Origin of the sequence: Burkholderia sp. Ac-20365, from assembly GCF_017104715.1 — a bacterium.
Taxonomy (GTDB): domain Bacteria; phylum Pseudomonadota; class Gammaproteobacteria; order Burkholderiales; family Burkholderiaceae; genus Paraburkholderia.
This window is the reverse complement of the sequence record NZ_JAAGPI010000020.1, coordinates 41861-60637: the sequence shown is the minus strand read 5'-3', so window position 1 is coordinate 60637 and position 18777 is coordinate 41861. Positions and strand designations below refer to the sequence as shown.

At 62.4% G+C, this 18777-nt stretch carries 17 protein-coding genes and 1 tRNA gene; 10 read left to right on the top strand and 8 right to left on the bottom strand.

Annotated elements, in window-relative coordinates; translation table 11 throughout:
- Positions 1-23 precede the first annotated feature (23 nt).
- The 3 genes from G3O01_RS27245 (at position 24) to G3O01_RS27235 (ending at position 1870) form a co-directional block, all read left to right on the top strand.
- Complete coding sequence (locus G3O01_RS27245) at positions 24-503, top strand: ClpXP protease specificity-enhancing factor (protein WP_205809738.1); 480 nt, start codon at positions 24-26, stop codon at positions 501-503.
- Positions 504-522: 19 nt separating this feature from the next.
- Positions 523-598: transfer RNA gene (locus tag G3O01_RS27240), tRNA-Thr, on the top strand.
- Between the two features lie 144 nt (positions 599-742).
- Positions 743-1870 (top strand): class I SAM-dependent methyltransferase, encoded by a 1128-nt coding sequence (locus tag G3O01_RS27235; protein ID WP_205809737.1) that lies wholly within the window; start codon positions 743-745, stop codon positions 1868-1870.
- Between the two features lie 10 nt (positions 1871-1880).
- On the opposite strand, the gene G3O01_RS27230 is transcribed toward G3O01_RS27235, so the two are convergent.
- Positions 1881-3140 carry a TIGR03862 family flavoprotein gene (locus G3O01_RS27230; protein ID WP_205809736.1) on the bottom strand — a complete coding sequence of 420 codons (1260 nt, stop codon included), beginning with the start codon at positions 3138-3140 and terminating at the stop codon, positions 1881-1883.
- A 245-nt stretch (positions 3141-3385) separates the two neighbouring features.
- Here G3O01_RS27230 and G3O01_RS27225 point away from each other — a divergent pair, with 245 nt between their 5' ends.
- The gene (locus G3O01_RS27225) at positions 3386-3598 is read left to right on the top strand and encodes a DUF1059 domain-containing protein (RefSeq protein WP_205809735.1); all 213 of its coding nucleotides are present in this window, start codon (positions 3386-3388) and stop codon (positions 3596-3598) included.
- Positions 3599-3611: 13 nt separating this feature from the next.
- Here the strand turns inward: G3O01_RS27225 and G3O01_RS27220 are convergent, their stop codons facing one another.
- Positions 3612-5162, bottom strand: coding sequence for an altronate dehydratase family protein (locus G3O01_RS27220; RefSeq protein WP_205809734.1), 1551 nt, complete (start codon positions 5160-5162; stop codon positions 3612-3614).
- 45 nt (positions 5163-5207) lie between these two features.
- Complete coding sequence (locus tag G3O01_RS27215) at positions 5208-6497, bottom strand: MFS transporter (protein WP_205809733.1); 1290 nt, start codon at positions 6495-6497, stop codon at positions 5208-5210.
- Positions 6498-6872: 375 nt separating this feature from the next.
- Between G3O01_RS27215 and G3O01_RS27210 the strand changes: the two genes are divergently transcribed.
- A complete protein-coding gene (locus tag G3O01_RS27210; RefSeq protein ID WP_205809732.1) occupies positions 6873-7571 on the top strand; it encodes a FadR/GntR family transcriptional regulator in 699 nt (232 codons plus the stop codon).
- Between the two features lie 795 nt (positions 7572-8366).
- Here G3O01_RS27210 and G3O01_RS27205 read toward each other — a convergent pair.
- Complete coding sequence (locus tag G3O01_RS27205; protein WP_028367569.1) at positions 8367-8687, bottom strand: hypothetical protein; 321 nt, start codon at positions 8685-8687, stop codon at positions 8367-8369.
- 370 nt (positions 8688-9057) lie between these two features.
- Here G3O01_RS27205 and G3O01_RS27200 point away from each other — a divergent pair, with 370 nt between their 5' ends.
- Positions 9058-9897 (top strand): SAM-dependent methyltransferase, encoded by an 840-nt coding sequence (locus G3O01_RS27200; protein ID WP_205809731.1) that lies wholly within the window; start codon positions 9058-9060, stop codon positions 9895-9897.
- A gap of 19 nt (positions 9898-9916) precedes the next feature.
- Here the strand turns inward: G3O01_RS27200 and G3O01_RS27195 are convergent, their stop codons facing one another.
- The gene (locus tag G3O01_RS27195; RefSeq protein ID WP_205809730.1) at positions 9917-10486 is read right to left on the bottom strand and encodes a DUF1415 domain-containing protein; all 570 of its coding nucleotides are present in this window, start codon (positions 10484-10486) and stop codon (positions 9917-9919) included.
- Between the two features lie 29 nt (positions 10487-10515).
- On the bottom strand, positions 10516-11148 hold the full coding sequence (locus G3O01_RS27190; protein WP_205809729.1) for a TetR/AcrR family transcriptional regulator: 633 nt from the start codon (positions 11146-11148) through the stop codon (positions 10516-10518).
- A gap of 170 nt (positions 11149-11318) precedes the next feature.
- Here G3O01_RS27190 and G3O01_RS27185 point away from each other — a divergent pair, with 170 nt between their 5' ends.
- Together G3O01_RS27185 and G3O01_RS27180 are read left to right on the top strand one after the other, a co-directional pair.
- Positions 11319-12602: an MFS transporter gene (locus G3O01_RS27185; protein ID WP_205809728.1), complete on the top strand. Its 1284-nt coding sequence runs from the start codon at positions 11319-11321 to the stop codon at positions 12600-12602.
- 186 nt (positions 12603-12788) lie between these two features.
- Entirely contained in the window at positions 12789-13382 is a 594-nt protein-coding gene (locus G3O01_RS27180) for a nitroreductase family protein (RefSeq protein ID WP_205809727.1), read from the top strand.
- Between the two features lie 68 nt (positions 13383-13450).
- On the opposite strand, the gene G3O01_RS27175 is transcribed toward G3O01_RS27180, so the two are convergent.
- On the bottom strand, positions 13451-14920 hold the full coding sequence (locus G3O01_RS27175) for an MFS transporter (RefSeq protein ID WP_205809726.1): 1470 nt from the start codon (positions 14918-14920) through the stop codon (positions 13451-13453).
- 238 nt (positions 14921-15158) lie between these two features.
- Here G3O01_RS27175 and G3O01_RS27170 point away from each other — a divergent pair, with 238 nt between their 5' ends.
- Positions 15159-16427 (top strand): Hsp70 family protein, encoded by a 1269-nt coding sequence (locus tag G3O01_RS27170; protein WP_205809725.1) that lies wholly within the window; start codon positions 15159-15161, stop codon positions 16425-16427.
- A gap of 90 nt (positions 16428-16517) precedes the next feature.
- On the opposite strand, the gene G3O01_RS27165 is transcribed toward G3O01_RS27170, so the two are convergent.
- Complete coding sequence (locus tag G3O01_RS27165; RefSeq protein ID WP_109478255.1) at positions 16518-16721, bottom strand: cold-shock protein; 204 nt, start codon at positions 16719-16721, stop codon at positions 16518-16520.
- A gap of 448 nt (positions 16722-17169) precedes the next feature.
- Here G3O01_RS27165 and G3O01_RS27160 point away from each other — a divergent pair, with 448 nt between their 5' ends.
- Positions 17170-18774 carry an APC family permease gene (locus G3O01_RS27160; protein WP_205809724.1) on the top strand — a complete coding sequence of 535 codons (1605 nt, stop codon included), beginning with the start codon at positions 17170-17172 and terminating at the stop codon, positions 18772-18774.
- Positions 18775-18777 lie beyond the last annotated feature (3 nt).

Genomic DNA, 18777 nt, shown 5'->3' with positions numbered 1-18777 from the left:
CCTGCCCGGCAAAAGGACAGTTGATGCAAGAGATTTCCACGAAGCCGTACCTGCTGCGCGCGCTGTACGAATGGTGTACCGATAACGGCTATACGCCGCATATCGCCGTGCGTGTCGACAACCAGACGCGCGTGCCGCGCCAGTTCGTGCGCGACAACGAGATCGTGTTGAACATCAGCTTCGAGGCGACCAGCCAGCTGCAGATGGGCAACGAGTGGATCGAGTTCAACGCGCGGTTTTCGGGCAAGTCGCACAAGATCGAGGTGCCGGTGGCGAACGTGCTCGCCATCTACGCGCGCGAGAACGGGCAGGGCATGGCGTTCCCGGTCGAATCGGCGGGTGGCGAGGCGACGGATTCCGAGGACGACGAAGCCGTGATCGCCGAGGCACCGCAGGAAGCGGCCAAGGCGGCGGAGAGCGTCAGCGAACCGGATGACACCCCGGGACCCGACGACGACGGATCGAAAGGTGGCGGAAGAGGCCACCTCAAAGTCGTGAAATGAAGTAGAATCGCGGTCTCATGCCGGCTTAGCTCATCAGGTAGAGCGCTTGACTTGTAATCATGAGGTGGCGGGTTCGAGTCCTGCAGCCGGCACCAGTTGTAAGAAACGGGTTACACGGAATTCCGTGTAACCCGTTTTTCTTTGGTGCGCCGTTTTCCTGTTCTGTCGTCTTTGACGTTCTGTCTTGCGCGAACGTGGCTCGAAGTCGACGAGGCCCAAGGGTTCAATACAATACGGACATGACCGATTTCCCCACCCTGACCTGGCCCGAAGCCGACGGCCCGCACTCGGCGCGCTGGCGCTCCGAAGCCGCGGTTCCGCCCGCGAAGCGAGTCGTGATCGCGGATGACCGTACGACCGCCGACGCCGCTTACCGCCTCGCCTCCGAAGGCACCGCGTTGCTGTGGCGCGGTGACTTCCAGAATGCCCGTCAGCTATTGCAGGCGATGACGCGTCGACTCGAACGCAAACCGCGCAAGCAGGCGCCGGCAAATCCGCTCGACGCCTTCAATCTGCACCGGCAAGCGCAATCGCAGCGCGCCCGCACGCTCGGGATGGTGCTCATTCCGCTCGAGGGCGATTACACGATTCCATTGCGCCGCGCGCCGAACGTCCAGCAGGCCTGTGAAGAGGTGTATGGGCCGCCTTCCGGCGAAGCTTCCGTGGTCTCGCTGCGCGAACTGCTCGGTCTGGTCGGTGCGCACGAGTGGCGCAAGAAGGGCGTCGAGATTCCTGCTTTGCAGGAGCGCATTCATCCGCACTACGGCGTGTTCTCACCCGTGCGAGGCGAATATGTGGATCTCGTCGCGCGTGCGCCATTGCCGTCGCAGGAACTGGCATTCGATATCGGCGTGGGCACGGGCGTGTTGTCGGCATTGCTCGCGAAGCGCGGCGTCAAGCGTATCGTCGCGACCGATCAGGATCCACGCGCGCTTGCATGCGCCAAAGAAAATCTCACGCGACTCGGCTACGACCAACAGGTCGAACTGATCGCCGCCGATCTCTTTCCCGCAGGCCGCGCGGCGTTAGTCGTCTGCAATCCGCCGTGGGTGCCGGCGCGCCCGGCCTCACCAATCGAAAATGCCGTGTACGACTACGAAAGCCGCATGCTGCTCGGCTTTCTCAACGGGCTTTCCGGGCATCTCGAGCCGGGCGGCGAGGGCTGGCTGATCCTGTCGGATTTTGCGGAGCATCTTGGCATGCGCACGCGCGACTGGCTGACGGCTGCAATCGACAAAGCCGGTCTCGTCGTCGCGGGTCGCGAGGATATCAAGCCGCGTCATCCGAAAGCGACGGATGCGTCCGATCCGCTGCACGCCGCGCGTGTCGCTGAAATCACTTCGCTGTGGCGGCTCAAGGCCAAATAAAGCGCGCCGTTCAGCGCGCGAGTAGATAAGCGAGCGCGCCGCGCCCAGCCACGAGCCCGCTGGCGAAGCACGCCGTCAGCAGATAGCCGCCCGTCGGCGCTTCCCAGTCGAGCATCTCGCCCGCGCAGAACACGCCGGGCAGTTGCCGCACCATCATCGCGCTATCGAGCGCTTCGAACGGAATGCCGCCAGCGCTGCTGATTGCTTCGTCGATGGGTCGCGCGCGCGTCAGCCGCAAGGGCAACGACTTGATTGCTTGCGCGAGCTTCGCTGCATCGGTGAAGTCCTCCTTGGACAGGCATTCGTGCAGCAAGCCGAGCTTCACGCCCGTAATGCCGATGCGGCTGTGCAGATGACTCGACATCGAACGTGAGCCGCGCGGCCGCGTCACTTCATCGATTACGCGTTGCGCGCTCAGGCCAGGCGCCAGATCGAGCCGCATAGTGACCTCACCGTCGGCGAGCAGACGGTCGCGGATCGCGGAAGACATCGCGTAGACGAGATTCCCCTCGATTCCCGTCGATGTCACGACGAACTCACCTTGTCGATGCTGGACCGTGCCGTCCACGTTCTCGACAGCGATCGAAACCGGCTTCACCGGCTGACCCGCGTAGCGTTCGCTGAAGTAAGCGGTCCACTCCGCGTCGAAGCCGCAATTGGCGGGCAGAAGCGGCTCGACGGGAATCTCACGCTGCTGCATCAACGGAACCCACGCGGCGTCGGAACCGAGGCGCGCCCAACTGCCGCCGCCCAACGCAAACACGACAGCATCCGCGTTCACCTCACGCTCACCTTCGGGCGTCGCGAAGCGCAAGCCGTGCGCGCCGGTCGAAGTCCACCCAATCCACTTATGCCGCATGTGAAACCGCACGCCCGCTTCGCGCAACCGATGCAGCCACGCGCGCAGCATCGGCGCGGCCTTCATGTCGGTTGGAAACACGCGACCCGAGCTGCCGACGAACGTCGCGACGCCCAGTTCATCGAGCCACGCGCGCAGCGTGTCCGGGCCGAACACATCGAGCAATGGCGCGATGTCCGCGCGGCGTTTCCCGTAGCGGCCGAGAAACGGCTCGATCGGCTCGGAGTGCGTGATGTTCATGCCGCCTTTGCCCGCCATCAGAAACTTGCGTCCGACGGACGGCATCGCGTCGTACACATCGACGCGCACGCCGCCTTGCGCCAGCGCTTCAGCGGCCATCAGCCCCGCAGGGCCGCCGCCGATGACGGCAACGCGCACGTGATTCGTGATGTGTTCGGACGAATTCGGCATCGATTGAGATAGGACGTGAATGGCGATGAAACGCGCTCGGCGCGAAGGCCGGTATTGTCCCACTGGCCTGGAGGCGGGGCAAACGCACACACCGCGACCTATACTTTTCTTACCCCTTCCTGTTCGGCTCAAGCCGCGCCGTCCCGTCGCGCACACGCACATTGGCCGCAGCTTCGTCGACTTTAACGACGAGGCCAAGTCAACGCACGCGTTGCGCTCGACGCCTTTGATCTGAGGAGACTGTCATGGGCCGCAAATACATCGATTGCCGCGAATGCCCGAGCGACATCAACTGCACGGTCGCGCTCTGCGCCGATTCGGAAAGTGAACTGATCGAAGCCGCCGTCGCGCATGCGATGCAGGCACACAAGCACAGTGATTCGCCTGAACTGCGCGCGCAGTTGACGGCGATGATGCACGACGGCACGCCACCCGTCAGCGCGCCCGCAGCCGCGTAATGCCGGTCTGCGTTCAGGTCACCACGCCGACTTGCCAGGGCACGAACTCGTTCTGTCCGTAGCCGTGCAGTTCGCTTTTCGAGCGCGTGCCCGACGCGCAGTCGAGCATCATCTGGAAGATGTCCGCGCCGAGCTGATCGATGGTCGCGGTGCCGTCGATCACGCCGCCGCAATTGATGTCGATATCTTCTTCCTGACGGTCCCACAACGCCGTGTTGGTCGCGAGCTTCAGCGACGGTGACGGCGCGCAGCCATACGCGGAGCCGCGCCCGGTCGTGAAGCAGATCAGGTTCGCACCCGACGCGACCTGGCCCGTCGCCGACATCGGGTCGTAGCCAGGCGAATCCATGAACACGAAACCCTTCGCGTGGATTGGCTGCGCGTATTCGTACACGTCGACGAGATTCGTCGTGCCGCCTTTCGCCACCGCGCCGAGCGATTTCTCGAGGATCGTGGTGAGCCCGCCGACCTTGTTGCCCGCCGATGGATTGTTGTCGAGCGCCGCGCCGTTACGCGCGCAGTAATCCTGCCACCACGCGATACGCGCCAGCAGTTTCTCGCCGACTTCGCGGCTCACCGCGCGGCGCGTGAGCAGATGCTCGGCGCCGTAGACTTCGGGCGTCTCCGAGAGAATCGCGGTGCCGCCATGCTGCACGAGCCGGTCGACGGCGGCGCCCAATGCAGGATTCGCCGAAATGCCCGAGTAGCCATCCGAGCCGCCGCATTGCAGGCCGACCATCAGATGCGACGCGCTCACTTTCTCGCGCACCGCTCGGTTCGCATCGGCGAGCATTTCGCGCACCAGTGCAATGCCGCGCTCGATGGTCTTGCGCGTGCCGCCGCTGTCCTGAATCGTGAAGCTGCGCAGCTTTGCAGTGTTATCCGCCAGACCGCCCGATTCGAGCACGCCGCCAATCTGGTTCGTCTCGCAACCCAGCCCGACGAACAGCACCGACGCGAAATTCGGATGGGCCGCGTAGCCTGCCAGCGTACGCTGCAAGATCGCCATGCCTTCGCCGCGCAGATCGACACCGCAGCCGAGTCCGTGCGTCAACGCGATCACGCCGTCGACGTTCGGATACGCCGCGAGTTCTTCGGGATGCACGTCGCGCCGGAAATGATCGGCGATCGCGCGTGCGACGGTTGCCGAGCAGTTCACGCTCGTCAGAATGCCGATGTAGTTGCGCGTCGCGACGCGGCCATCCGCGCGGCGGATGCCCATGAAATGCGCCGGATCGCGGGCCGCGGCGGTCGGATGCGTATCGACGCCGAATTCATGCTCGCGCGCGAATTCGGCCATCGCGAGATTGTGCGTGTGCACGTGCTGTCCGCGCGCAATCGATTCGCGCGCCACGCCGATGATCTGGTTGTAGCGCTTCACCGGTTCACCTTTTGCGATCGCACGCGTCGCGATTTTGTGGCCGGGCGGAATTAGCCCCGTGACGACGAGGTCTTCTGCTTCGATGCGCGTTCCCGATACGAGCTGACGCGTCGCGATGATCACGTCGTCGTTCGGATGCAGACGGATGGCGGCGTGCGTCGCGGGCAAGGTGGCTGTCGACATGATGCGGGGCCTTTTTTGAAAGCTGAAAGCTGACGGGTTAGATCATCAGACGTGCGAGCGCTGCGCGCCTTCGGGCAGATACGGCTGCTCGGAATTGGTGGGCAGCGGCTCGATGCGGCCGACGATCACAAGATAGCTGAATGCGCCGAGAAAGCAGAAGCCGCCCGCGACGACGAGCGGAATCGTGAACGAGCCTTTTGAAAGCGCGAGCATGACGCCCGTGAACGTCGTGATGACGATGCCCGCGAGGTTCGACGCGAAGTTCTGGATGCCGCTGATCGACGCGACGTGGCGCGGCGTGGGCGCGACGTCGGCGGGCAGCGACCAGATGCTGGCGGCGGCGAACGCGAGGCTGCCATAAGAAATGCCGAAGAACGCGAGCATCAGATAGGTGTTCGACGTGAACGCCGACAGCGTGATCGTCGACGACAGCAGCATCCCGCCGACCATGCAGGTCTTGCGCGCGGCGGTCAGACTCCAGCCGCGCCGGAACAGCGAGTCCGATACCAGCCCGCCGATCCAGCCGCCGGGAATCGACATCAGCGCGGGAATCATGCCGAGCGTGCCGAGCGATTTCAGCGAAAAGCCGCGCGTCTGGACGAGATAGCTCGGAAACCACGTGATGAAGAAGTAGATCACGAAGTTCAGGCAGAAGAAGCCGAGCATCATGCCCCACAGCGTGCGGTGGCGGAACAGCGAGCCCCACGTGACCTTGTCGGCGGCGCGCGCGGCGCGGGTGTCGGGCACGACGTCTGTTTCACCGGTCATGTCGCCGTGCGCGGGGCTGCGATAGATGACGAGCCAGCCAAGAATCCACACAGCGCCCACCACACCCGTGATGATGAACGACGCCTTCCAGCCGAGCGTGCCGATGATCAGCGCGACGACGGGAATCGACAGCGCCGAGCCGACGCGCGAGCCGCTGTCGAAGATGCTGGTCGCGAGTGCGCGCTGCGACGGCTTGAACCATTGGCTGACGAGCTTTGCGCACGACGGATACGCGCCCGCTTCACCGACGCCGAGCATCAGCCGGCAGCCGAACATGCCGGCGACGCTGCTCGCGCCCGCCGTCGCTGCCGTGAACAGCGACCACCAGCCGACCGCGAGCGGCAGCGCGATGCGCGCGCCGACGCGATCGACGAACCAGCCGAACGGCATCTGCATCAGCGCATAGGTCCAGAAAAAGCCGCTCAGGATGAAGCCCATCTGCGCGGGGCCGATGCCGAGCGCCTTCTGGATTTCAGGCGCGGCGACGGCGAGATTCGCGCGGTCGATGTAATTGACCGCGATAGCGAGAAAGCAGAGCAAGATCACCACCCACCGCATTTTCCTCATGACGTTGTCTCCTCCATTGGCGGCATCTGTCGTATGGTTTGCGCCCGTCGGCGATGCCGGACCGGTGGCCGCTTTCCTACGTCGTGCTGCGTGCGTGTGGCGGATGCTGCATGTGTGCGTCCCGCTCTGGCGGCGGGCTGCGGTGCTGCATTGTCGGGGCGGACAGGCCGGTTGCGTCTTATGCGCTTATTGAATTTCGGCCTGACCAGTTGGCGATAATAGAAGCGCTAAGCGCAAGTGGTCAAGCCAATTGTCTGGCTATTTACCCTTAGTCCGAACCTGTCGGCCGATGCGGCGCCCGGCTGATTACAATGCTCGTTTTCTCGCGCAGAGCGGTTCCCGCCGGTTTCGCGCGACGTCGATGCAGGAGTCTTTGTGGCCGTCAGAACCGTCGAAACACGCCGTCTTTATCAGCAGATCGCCGACCGGCTGCGCGAACTGATCGCGCAACCGGGCTTCGTATCGAACGGACGCTTGCCGCCTGAGCGGGATCTGGCGCAGACGCTTGGCGTGTCGCGTCCGACGGTGCGCGAGGCGCTGGTCGCGCTGGAACTGGAAGGGCGCGTGGAGATCCGGATGGGCTCGGGTGTCTACGTGACGAACGTATCGCCCGTCGTGGCCGCGCCGGATCCCGACAAACTCGGCGAAAGCCCGCGCGAGATCATGGAGGCGCGGTCGTTGATCGAAGGAGCGCTGGCGGCGAGTGTTGCGCCGTTCGCCAAACCCAAGGCGCTCAAGGCGCTGCGCGCGCTATATGAGCGCATGGCTGATGAGGTTGCCAACGGGCAGATTCCTACCGCCGCTGATCGTGAGTTTCATGTGTGCATCGCGCAGATGTCGGGTAATAGCGTGCTTGTGCGCACGGTGGCTGAATTGTTCGACGAACGGCATAGTCCACTGTCGAGCACGATGCGAGGGCATTTCGAAGCCGAGGACACATGGGCTGTTGCGCTGGAAGAACACCGCGCGGTGCTTGAAGCGCTCGAGGCGCGTGATTCAGTGCAGGCGCATGCGGCGATGCAGCGGCATTTGAGGCAGTCGTTTGAGCGGTTGATGACTAGAGTTAAGAGATAGGGTTTGGTTTTGTCTTGCGACGCTTTGTTTGGTTTTCTTGTGTTGTTGCTGGCATCCGCGTTAGCGCCTACGCGGCGCAAGCGTTGCCCCTGTGCGGGGCGGCACTTACTTTCTTTGCCGCCGCAAAGAAAGTAAGCAAAGAAAGCGGGCTAACACCGCCCGTTCTTGTTCCTGCCTGAGGGCCCCCAACGGGTCCTCCACTTCGCACGGCAATCTCTCAGTCACCGCGCCGTTGCCAACGCTTCGAATTGGCGCCTCACCCACTTCAATCACCCGTAGCGCAGCAACCGGCAGCGAATGGTTACGGCCGCCCAGGTGGCAAACTGTGTGTAGGTCGTAGTACTCCACACCTCAGCGCACTTACGACACCGATCGTGCTTTTCAGTCCGGAGTGATGTGCGTACGTCTTGAAAGCCTACACACAGTTTGCCGCTATAGAACGTGGGAGATGCGATCGCGCGTGTGGCGACGCGGGAGTGTGGAGCGGGTTAGGCGCTCAATAGGAGCGTTGGCAACGGGCAGTGAAAAGCAGGTTGCCGTGTGAAGCTGAGGACCCGTTGGGGGCCCTCAGGCAGGAACAAGTGCTGGCGGTGTTCAGCGGCTTTCTTTTGCCTACTTTTCTTTGCCGCGGCAAAGAAAAGTAGGTGCCGCCCCGCACAGGGGCAACGCGTGAAGTGGTAAGTCACATCGCGGATGCCAGCGGGAGACCTAAGCAAACCAAACCAAAGCAAACCAAACCAAAGCAAACCAAACCAAACCAAACCAATCCAAACGAGGCGCCGCCAGCAACACACCTCATCCAGGATAAGCCTCATCAACCTTAAGCCCAGCTAATTTAAAAATCACGCGCAGCGTTTGAGGCTTAATATCACGCCGCGACGCAAGCGTAGTCATCACAAAGTCCAGCACTTTCGCGTATTTGAGCAGGGTCAGGCACGTCTCCATATCGACGCTGCCGTCGCGCATGGCTTCCGCCAAACGCAGCATCTCGACCGAAATATCGCGTGCCATCTCGAGTTCCAGTTGCTGCTTTTCCGTCCACTCGGGTGTGGCCAGCAGCTTCGCCATGAGCTCCTGAAACTTCTGCTCGGCGTTTCCGTTGGGTGTCGTATCCATTTGCCGCCTCATCAGATCTGAGCACGCTCCGTTGCAGTCCCGTCGCGCTTCAGGTTACGTAACGTTCGAACCATTGTTCCGGCCCGACCTCCCCCACGCTTACCGGCACTTTCTCGACTTCGCAGCGACCGGTAGCTTGTCTTTCTTTATGCATCCTGCAAGTCCGTCACGCTCTAACGAACCCGCCACGGATGACTGCCATGCGACATGCGCTCGTTGCTGCACGAAACGTTCCAAGTCGGGTGCAGTGTCGCCGTCGACGCGCAAGAACCGGGACCGTTCTTCGCGCTTTGGGTAAACTGACAGACACTTTTTCCTTTTTCCGTCACCTGACGCACGTTCGCGATGCAATCGGTGGCACGCTCATTCGATGTCCAGCAAATCCTACGAAGTCCGTCCTAACCAGTCCGTCGAACTGCTACAGGAGCTCCATATCCTGACGCGCGACGGCAAGATGAACCAGGACAGCCGCCGCAAACTTAAGCAGGTGTACCACCTGTTCCAGTTCATCGAGCCGCTGCTCAAAGACGTAAAAGAGACGAAAGGTGAACTGTCCCTCGTCGATCATGGCGCCGGCAAGTCCTACCTCGGGTTCATTCTCTATGACCTGTTCGTCAAGGAACTGCGCGATAACTCGCATATCTACGGCATTGAGACACGCGAGGAACTGGTCTCGAAGTCTGAGGAGCTCGCCACGCGCCTCGGCTTCAAGGGTATGTCTTTTCTTAATCTTTCCGTAGCGGAATCGATTACATCGGACAAACTGCCGCCGCAAGTGGACATCGTCACCGCTTTGCACGCGTGCGACACGGCCACCGACGACGCGATCCGCTTCGCGCTCGAAAAACATGCGAAATACATCGTGGTCGTGCCGTGCTGTCAGGCGGAAGTGGCCGGCGTGCTGCGCCGGAACAAGGGCAAGTCGCTGGCCAACGCGCTGACGGAGATCTGGCGGCATCCGCTGCATACGCGCGAATTCGGCAGCCAGATCACCAATGTGCTGCGCTGCCTGCAACTGGAGGCGCACGGCTATCAGGTGAACGTGACGGAACTGGTCGGCTGGGAGCATTCGATGAAGAACGAGCTCATCATCGCGACCTTTAAGGATTTGCCGCGCCGGCGCCCGGCCGAGCGGCTCAATGAAGTGATGGATACGCTCGGTATCGCGGAATTGCGCGAGCGTTTTTACGTCGAGGCGTCCGACGCGTAAGCGCCGGTGAGCGCGCCGGTCAGTCTTTGGCCGGCTCGCTCATCCATTTGCGCCAGCCTTCCGGGCCGAGACGGCGCATCGTTTCCTCGTTGCGCTCGTAGATGTCGGCGGCGTCCGGAAAGGCGTCAACCGCACGCTCGATACTCGCTTCGCGCAGCAAATGGAGAATCGGGTAGGGCGCGCGGTTCGTGTAGTTCTCGATATCGTCCGGGTCGCTGCCTTCGAACTGATACTGCGGGTGAAAGCTCGCGATCTGCAGCGTGCCTTCCAGACGCATCTGCTTGAGCATCCGGTCCGCGAAGAACAGGCAGTCGTTGTAGTCGAGAAATTCGCCCAGCGCGTGGGGGATGATCAACAGCGTCGTGTCGATCGTGGCGGGATCGGCGTCCATCAGCGTGCGCAGTTCGGCTTCCAGAGCGGTCAGCACGCCTTCCATACCGGTTGCTTCGCTGATCACGTAGCGAATCTGGTTCTTCACATGCACGGCCTTCGCAAACGGGCACAGATTCAGCCCGATCACGGCGCGCGTCAGCCAGTGGCGCGTGGCGTCGAGAATGGCATCGTGAGATTCGGAAGGCGTCGAAGACATGGCGGTGCGTGAAGCAGAAAGCAAAACCGCTATTTTACCGGCGCATCTCCACACGCCTGCGCAACGAGTTGTTCCGCGATGCGCGGTGCGATCCTGATCGGCCCGCAACCCGGACCGTAGGTCTGGCTCGACGCATAGATGCCTTCGATCAGCAACGCGAGCGCGTTCGCCAGCTCGCCCGGATCGCGCGCGCCCGCTGCCGTGCAGAGCTCGTTGAGCCGCTGCATGAGCTTTGTCTTGTTGTTCAGCACGCAAACCCGCGCCGGATGCGCCGGGTCGGGAAACTCCGCCGATACATTGACGAACGGGCAGCCGCGATAGTCGTCCTTCGACGCCCGCCCGGCCAGGTCCTCGAAATACTGGCCGATCTGCTTGCGCGCGTCGCCCGGATGCTTCGCGAGGCTTTCGTTGAGGCGCCTGAAGAACTGCTCGTCGGACTGTTCCAGGTACGCAACGACCAGATCGTCTTTCGAAGAGAACTGGCGGTACAGGCTCATCTTGTTGACGCCCGCCCGCTCGACGACGGCATCCACGCCCACCGCTCGCACCCCTTCCTTGTAGAAGAGATCGGCGGCGGCGCGCAAAAGGTGCTGCTGCGCGTCGGAGCCAGCCGTTTGCGAACGGCGATTCGACGCGCGTTTGGCGGTATCGGAAGTAGCCATGATGGTCGTGTGGTCCTTGAGTCGACGCCTTGACATGTTACCGATCGGTAACTAACATCGCAACACCGATTGTGACAGGTCAGTCACAACACCTTTACGAAGTTGGTAAAAATCAGATGCGGCTGGCATCGCGACACCCGGCAGCCGTCACGCAACCCCTTGGAGAACCGATGAACTGGGCAGCAAGAATGATTGGTGGGCGCTTCCACTACGGCTGGCTGGCCGTGGCGGTGGTGTTTCTGGTGTTGCTCGCGGCGGCCGGCACGCGCGCGACGCCGAGCGTGATGATGGTGCCGCTCGAGCACGACTTCGGCTGGAGCCGCGCGACGATTTCGCTGGCTATTTCGGTGAACATCGCGCTGTACGGGTTGATGGGGCCGTTCGCGGCGGCGGCGATGCAGCGTTTCGGTGTGCGTCCGACCATCCTGACGGCGCTTGGCGCGATGGCGGCGGGCGTCGCGCTGTCGTCGCTGATGACGCATCCGTGGCAGATGATTCTCGTGTGGGGCGTGGTGGTCGGCGGTGCGACGGGCGTGGCGGCGCTGACGCTGTCGGCAACGGTCGTGAACCGCTGGTTCACGACGCACCGTGGCCTCGTGATGGGCATTCTGACCGCCAGTTCGGCGACGGGCCAACTGGTGTTCCTGCCGCTGCTCGCGGCGATCGCGCAGCATCACGGCTGGCGGCCTGTTGTCTGGACGGTCGCGGTCGCGGCCGCTGTCGTGCTGCCGCTGGTTGCGTTCCTGCTGCCGGAGCGTCCCGCCGACATGGCGCTGCGCCCGTTCGGCGAACCTGCCGACGCACCCGTCAAATCCGACATGAGCAAGCAGAATCCGCTCGCGATCGCATTCGGCACGCTGGCGATGGCGAGCAAGACACGCGACTTCTGGCTGCTGTTCTTCAGCTTCTTCATCTGCGGCGCGAGTACGAATGGCTACGTCGGCACGCACCTGATCGCGATGTGCGGCGACTATGGCATGACGGAAGTGCAGGGCGCGTCGCTGCTCGCGGCGATGGGTATTTTCGATCTGTTCGGTACGACGCTGTCGGGCTGGCTCTCGGACCGGTTCAACGCGCGGGTGCTGCTGTTCTGGTACTACGGGCTGCGCGGTCTGTCGCTGATGTATCTGCCGCACGCGTTCGGCATCGACTTCTTCGGTTTGCCGCTGTTTGCCGTGTTCTACGGCCTCGACTGGATCGCGACGGTGCCGCCGACCGTACGCCTCGCTACCGATGTGTATGGCAAGGATAAGGCGCCCGTGGTGTTCGGCTGGGTCGTGGCGGGCCACCAGCTTGGCGCCGCGTTTGCAGCGCTCGGCGCGGGCATGTTGCGCGCGAGCCTCGGTACTTACACGATCGCATCGATGATTTCGGGCGGGCTGTGCATCATCGCGTCGATCATCGTGCTGCGGATCAATCGCGGCGAGCGGAGCGTCGCGGCGCAAGCCGTCTGAATTCCGTCAACGTTCCAACTTACGCTGAGCGCGTCGCGGCTGAAAAGCCCCGACGCGCTTTTGTTATGCGCCTTTCCGATTCACATCTGCGCGACCTGCAACGCGCGATGTGACCGGCTCGGGTTATGCTAGTCACCCCTCGGGCTCTACTGCCCGCCGATCATGGATTTCGACCGAGAGATGCGCATGACCACCAAACCCGCACCCACCGACGTTCCCGTTCATGACCTGATTGCCGGCCGCTGGAGCCCGCGTGCGTACTCGAACCAGCCCGTGAGCCGCGAGCAGCTGCACGCGGTGCTCGAGGCGGCGCGCTGGGCACCTTCGTCGTACAACCTGCAGCCGTGGCGCTTCATGGTGTTCGACCGCACGACGGACGAAGTTTCGTTCAAGAAAGCGTTCGACACGCTCGTGCCGTTCAACCAGGGCTGGAATGTGAATTCGCCGGTGCTGATCTGCGTGACGGCGCATACGCTGACCTCGAAGGGCGAAATCAATCGTTGCGCACCGTACGATGCGGGCGCAGCGGCGCTGTCGCTGGTGTTGCAGGCGCATGCGCTTGGACTCGCCGCGCATCAGATGAGCGGTTTCGACGTCAACGCGTTCCGCAAGGCATTCGCAGTGCCCGACGACGTCGAAGTGATCGCGATGATTTCGCTCGGCCACTATGGCGATATCGACAAGCTCGACCCGGTGCTGCGCGAACGCGAGAAGGCAGTCCGCACACGCGTGCCGCTCGGCGATATCGCATTCGCGGGCGCGTGGAAAAAGGCATTCTGAAGTTCCGTCAGCGCCTGAATTGACGAAATGACGACGCGGCCCAATGGGCCGCGTTTTTCATTGCATGATCACTCTTCGTCGATGGCGGAAAGCGGCGCGGCGACACTTTCCAGCGAGCGCCGCTCCGCGTCCACACCCCAGATCGCCGCGATCACCGCCGCGGCCAGCATCAGCGCCGAGCCGACCAGATAGCCGGAAAACACTTCGCTGCGCTGCTGCGTGTCGATCAACCGGCCGAAGAACGCCGGTCCCGCAATACCGCCCAGCGCTGTCCCGAACGCGTAAAACACCGCTATCGCGAGCGCGCGGATTTCGAGCGGGAACGATTCGCTGACAGTCAGATAGGCCGAACTCGCCGCCGCTGACGCAAAGAAGAAAATGACCATCCAGGCAATCGTCTGCGTCGTCACGGTGAGCAACTGCTGCTCGAACAGATAACCGCTCACCGTCAGCAGAAGCGCGGATATCGCGTAGGTCGAGGCGATCATCTTGCGCCGGCCGATCACGTCGAACAGTCTGCCGATCAGCAGCGGCCCCGCGAAATTGCCGAGCGCAAACGGCAGGATGTACCAGCCGACGTGGTCGCCCGGCACGTGATAGAAGTCGGTCAGGACAAGCGCGTAGGTGAAGAAAATCGCGTTGTAGAAGAACGCCTGCGCGGTCATCAGCGACAGCCCGACGAGCGCGCGGCGCCGATGCAGCGTGAAGAGCGTATGGAAGACCTCGCGCAGGGTCGTGCGCTCGCGGGCGCGCAGGCGCAGAACTTTGAGTGCGTCATCGGGAAGCGTATAGTTTTCCGCGCGAAAGCGTGCCTCGATACCTTCGACGATCTCGCGCGCCTCCTTTTCTTCGCCATGCGTGAGCAGCCAGCGCGGACTTTCGGGTATCCAGACGCGCATCGGCAGGATTCCCAGCGCGAGCACCGCGCCGATGAAGAAGCACGCGCGCCAGCCCCAGTCGCCGGGCAGCAGATGCGGTTCGAGCAGTACCAGCGAGCCGATCGCGCCGAGCGCCGCGCCGACCCAGAACGTGCCGTTGATCGCGAGATCGGTGTGGCCGCGCACGCGGGCGGGCGTGAATTCCTGGATAGTCGAGTTGATCGCGGTGTACTCGCCGCCGATGCCCGCGCCCGTCAGGAAGCGGAACACCAGAAAGCTCGCGAGATTCCACGAGAACGCCGTCGCCGCCGTCGCGGCGAGATAGAGCGCGAGGGTGATGAAGAACAGCTTGCGTCGGCCGAGACGGTCTGTGAGCCAGCCGAAACCGAGCGCACCCAGCACCGCGCCGGCGATATACGCGCTGCCCGCCAGCCCGACGTCCGCATTAGAGAAGCGCAGCACGCCGCTCGACTTCAGCGCGCTCGCCACCGATCCCGCGAGCGTCACCTCCAGCCCGTCGAGCAGCCACGTGACGCCGAGCGCGACGACAATCAGCGTATGGAAGCGACCCCACGGCAAGCGGTCGAGCCGCGACGGCAAATCGGTTTCGACAATGGCAACCGGTTCAGCGCGAACCGAGGCGGCGGAAGGTTCCTGCATCGAGTCTCCCAGGCGAACGAACCCGTGAATGGACGAGTTTTTGGAGGCCTTTGTAAGCCGGACGTCGAACAGCGTATCCTGTCGGATTATTTCGAATCCGGCGCGATCTTCCGACAAAGCAAGCTACATTCCCCGACGCTGCGGCGTGCGGGATGCTGCCGGTTGATGGTGTCACTGCTTTCATGTTACAAAGCCCGTCCTCTTTCTGTGCGCGCCAGCGCGAACGGCGAAACCTGCCATGACCTATTGCGCGATCGATTTCGGCACGTCTAATTCGGCGGTTGCCGTTCCTGTCGGCGGCTCGCCGGGCGGTCAGGCGCAGCTGAAACTGGCGCCCGTCGAAGGCGCCTACACGACGCTGCCCACGGCCGTCTTCTTCAACACCGACGAAAACACGCGCGCCTACGGGCGTGCGGCGCTCGAGTCGTATGTCGACGGCTTCGACGGCCGGCTGATGCGCTCGATGAAGAGCATTCTCGGCTCGGCGCTCGCGGACAACACGACCGATCTCGGCGACGGCTCGGCGATCAAGTACACCGACGTGATCGCAATCTTCGTCACGCATCTGAAGCGCTGCGCCGAGCAGACGGCGGGCACAGCGATCAATCGCGCGGTGCTCGGGCGCCCGGTGTTTTTCGTCGACGACGATCCGCGCGCCGATCAACTGGCTCAGAACCAGCTCGAAGCGGCGGCGCGCTCGGTCGGACTGAACGAAATCCACTTCCAGTACGAGCCGATCGCAGCCGCGTTCGATTACGAAGCGCATCTCACGCAGGAAGGGCTGGTGCTGGTGGCGGACATCGGCGGCGGTACGTCGGACTTCTCGCTGGTGCGCGTCGGCCCGGAGCGGATGAAGCGCATCGAGCGCAAGGAAGACGTGCTCGCGCACCACGGCGTGCACGTTGCCGGAACGGATTTCGACCGGCGCGTCGAACTTGCGACGATTCTGCGCGAACTCGGCTATCAGTCGCTCGATCCGGAAGGGCGCGAGGTGCCGAACCGTATTTACTTCGATCTCGCCACCTGGCACCTGATCAACACGATCTACACGCCGAAGCGCGTTTCCGAACTCGGCTTGATGCGGCACCTCTATTCGGACACGCGACATCACGACCGGCTGATGCGCGTCGTCGAGCAGCGTTTTGGCCATGCGCTCGCGGCGCACGCGGAAGAAGCGAAGATCGGCGTGGCGGCAGGCGGCGAGACGCTGATCGATCTGGAACTTATCGAGGAAGATTTGCGCCTTGCGTTCGATGAGGCGCAACTGGTCGCAGCCGGCAAGGACGAGACGCAACGCATCGTTCAGGCCGCACGCGATACCGTGCAACGCGCGGGCGTCGCGCCGCGCGAGGTGGATGCGCTGTACTTCACGGGCGGGTCGACGGGTTTGGCATTCCTGTCAGGCGCGCTGGCGGCGGCGTTTCCCGATGCGCGTCCCGTATTCGGCGACCGGCTCGCAAGCGTTGCAACCGGGTTGGGCATTCACGCGCAACGCGTATTCCGGTAAAGAATTCAGATTTCGCGCCGACAAATCGTTTGGCGCAAAAACAAAAAACCCCGCCGAAGCGGGGTTTTTGCGTTCCAGAGGAAGCGAAGCTTAGACCGGCTTGATGTTAGCCGCTTGCTTGCCCTTCGGACCCGTCTTGACGTCGTAGCTAACCTTTTGGTTTTCTTGGAGCGTCTTGAAGCCTTCAACGCGGATTTCCGAGAAATGCGCGAACAGATCTTCGCCGCCAGCGTCCGGGGTGATGAAGCCAAAGCCCTTTGCGTCATTGAACCACTTGACGGTACCGGTTTCCATATTACTTTTTCCTAAAAATGGTGAATAAGGCCGAAGCCCGAGTGTGCATGAAAATCAAGGAAGGGTAATGGGACCAACCGGAGTACCGTTGATGGGCGAACTACGAAAGACCAATTCACTCGCCGCTTGAAATCCTGCCCGATCTTTATACGGGGATTTCGAGAGAAGGTCAACCGTAATCTTTAAATCCTCATATAGACGGGGGATATTTATGCGTGAAACGGCTTACAAAGCTTGCTATTTGTTCGATTTTTTTGTAGGGCGCAAGTGTATTTTGACTGCAATCGGTCGGTGCAACCGTTAAACTACGCCCCGCGCGCGACCGGTTGCACCTGGGGAAACCCGCAATCGCGCTCGCGACCGCCCGCCGTATGCCCTAGTCTTTCCTATGACTTCCGCCATGTCTCATGGCCGCGGCAGCGGCGTGCTTTCAGATATAGGAGAAGACGTGAAAAGTTCTATTCAACGGCATATCGGCCCATTCGCGCTGATGCTGACGGGCCTCGGCTCGATCATCGGGTCGGGCTGGCTGTTCGGCGCCTGGAAGGCGGCCAAGATCGCGGGTCCTGCGGCGCTGTGCGCGTGGGTGATCGGCGCAGTGGTGATTCTTGCGATCGCGCTGACCTATGCCGAACTCGGCGCGATGTTCCCGGAGTCGGGCGGCATGGTGCGCTACGCACGCTACTCGCACGGCGCGCTGGTGGGCTTCATCAGCGCGTGGGCGAACTGGATTGCGATCGTATCGGTGATTCCGATCGAGGCCGAAGCGTCGATCCAGTACATGAGCACATGGCCGTATGAATGGGCGCATAACCTGTTCATCAACAGCGAGTTGACCACACCCGGCTTGCTGCTCTCCGCGGTGCTCGTGGTGATCTACTTCCTGTTGAACTACTGGGGCGTGAAGGTGTTCGCGCGCGCCAACACGGCCATCACGATCTTCAAGTTCATCATCCCCGGCCTGACGATTCTCGGCCTGATGATGAGCGGCTTCCACAAGGAAAACCTCGGCGACAGCTTTGGCGGGACGGGCGTGTTCGCGCCGTATGGCTGGTCGGCGGTGCTGACGGCGGTGGCGACGAGCGGCATCGTGTTTGCGTTCAACGGCTTCCAGAGTCCGATCAACCTCGCGGGTGAAGCGCGCAATCCGGCGAAGAGCGTGCCGTTTGCGGTGATCGGTTCGATCCTGCTGGCGCTGGTGATCTACGTGCTGCTGCAGATCGCGTACATCGGCGCAGTGAACCCGGCGGATGTGGTCAAGGGCTGGAGCCAGTTCAACTTCAAGTCGCCGTTCGCGGAGCTGGCGATCGCGCTGAACCTGAACTGGCTGGCGATCCTGCTATACGTCGATGCGTTCGTGAGCCCGAGCGGCACGGGCACGACTTATATGGCGACCACGACGCGCATGATCTACGCGATGGAGCGCAACAACACGATGCCGAAGATGTTCGGCAGCGTGCATCCGCTGTACGGCGTGCCGCGTCCGGCGATGTGGTTCAACCTGTTCGTGTCGTTCATCTTCCTGTTCTTCTTCCGTGGCTGGAGTTCGCTGGCGGCGGTGATTTCGGTGGCGACGGTGATCTCGTATCTGACGGGCCCGATCAGCCTGATGGCGCTGCGTCGCGCGGCGACCGATATCGAGCGTCCGCTGCGCATTGGCGGCATGAGCGTGATCGCGCCGTTCGCGTTCGTGTGCGCGTCGCTGATCCTGTACTGGGCGAAATGGCCGCTGACGGGCGAGATCATCCTGCTGATGATCGTGGCGCTGCCGGTGTTCTTCTACTTCCAGGCGAAGTCGGGTTTCGCGGGATTCAACCAGGATCTGAAGGCGGCGTGGTGGCTGGTTGCGTATCTGCCTGTCATGGCGATTCTGTCGCTGATCGGCAGCAAGCAGTTCGGCGGCCTTGGCGTGTTGCCGTATGGCTGGGACATGGTGGTCGTGATCGTGTTCTCGCTGATCTTCTATTACTGGGGCGTGCATACGGGCTATCGCACCGAGTATCTGAACGAGCGTGAATCGCACGACGAGATTCTCGAAGGTATCGGCGCCTGATCG

What these genes read in the sequence shown, in the direction of transcription:
- G3O01_RS27165 (WP_109478255.1), bottom strand. Translation starts at nt 16,721, where the DNA reads ATGGAAACCGGTACCGTCAAGTGGTTCAATGACGCAAAGGGCTTTGGC.
- G3O01_RS27190 (WP_205809729.1), bottom strand. Translation starts at nt 11,148, where the DNA reads ATGGCTACTTCCGATACCGCCAAACGCGCGTCGAATCGCCGTTCGCAA.
- G3O01_RS27225 (WP_205809735.1), top strand. Translation starts at nt 3,386, where the DNA reads ATGGGCCGCAAATACATCGATTGCCGCGAATGCCCGAGCGACATCAAC.
- G3O01_RS27200 (WP_205809731.1), top strand. Translation starts at nt 9,058, where the DNA reads ATGTCCAGCAAATCCTACGAAGTCCGTCCTAACCAGTCCGTCGAACTG.
- G3O01_RS27185 (WP_205809728.1), top strand. Translation starts at nt 11,319, where the DNA reads ATGAACTGGGCAGCAAGAATGATTGGTGGGCGCTTCCACTACGGCTGG.
- G3O01_RS27245 (WP_205809738.1), top strand. Translation starts at nt 24, where the DNA reads ATGCAAGAGATTTCCACGAAGCCGTACCTGCTGCGCGCGCTGTACGAA.
- G3O01_RS27220 (WP_205809734.1), bottom strand. Translation starts at nt 5,162, where the DNA reads ATGTCGACAGCCACCTTGCCCGCGACGCACGCCGCCATCCGTCTGCAT.
- G3O01_RS27180 (WP_205809727.1), top strand. Translation starts at nt 12,789, where the DNA reads ATGACCACCAAACCCGCACCCACCGACGTTCCCGTTCATGACCTGATT.
- G3O01_RS27235 (WP_205809737.1), top strand. Translation starts at nt 743, where the DNA reads ATGACCGATTTCCCCACCCTGACCTGGCCCGAAGCCGACGGCCCGCAC.
- G3O01_RS27215 (WP_205809733.1), bottom strand. Translation starts at nt 6,497, where the DNA reads ATGAGGAAAATGCGGTGGGTGGTGATCTTGCTCTGCTTTCTCGCTATC.
- G3O01_RS27175 (WP_205809726.1), bottom strand. Translation starts at nt 14,920, where the DNA reads ATGCAGGAACCTTCCGCCGCCTCGGTTCGCGCTGAACCGGTTGCCATT.
- G3O01_RS27170 (WP_205809725.1), top strand. Translation starts at nt 15,159, where the DNA reads ATGACCTATTGCGCGATCGATTTCGGCACGTCTAATTCGGCGGTTGCC.
- G3O01_RS27205 (WP_028367569.1), bottom strand. Translation starts at nt 8,687, where the DNA reads ATGGATACGACACCCAACGGAAACGCCGAGCAGAAGTTTCAGGAGCTC.
- G3O01_RS27230 (WP_205809736.1), bottom strand. Translation starts at nt 3,140, where the DNA reads ATGCCGAATTCGTCCGAACACATCACGAATCACGTGCGCGTTGCCGTC.
- G3O01_RS27195 (WP_205809730.1), bottom strand. Translation starts at nt 10,486, where the DNA reads ATGTCTTCGACGCCTTCCGAATCTCACGATGCCATTCTCGACGCCACG.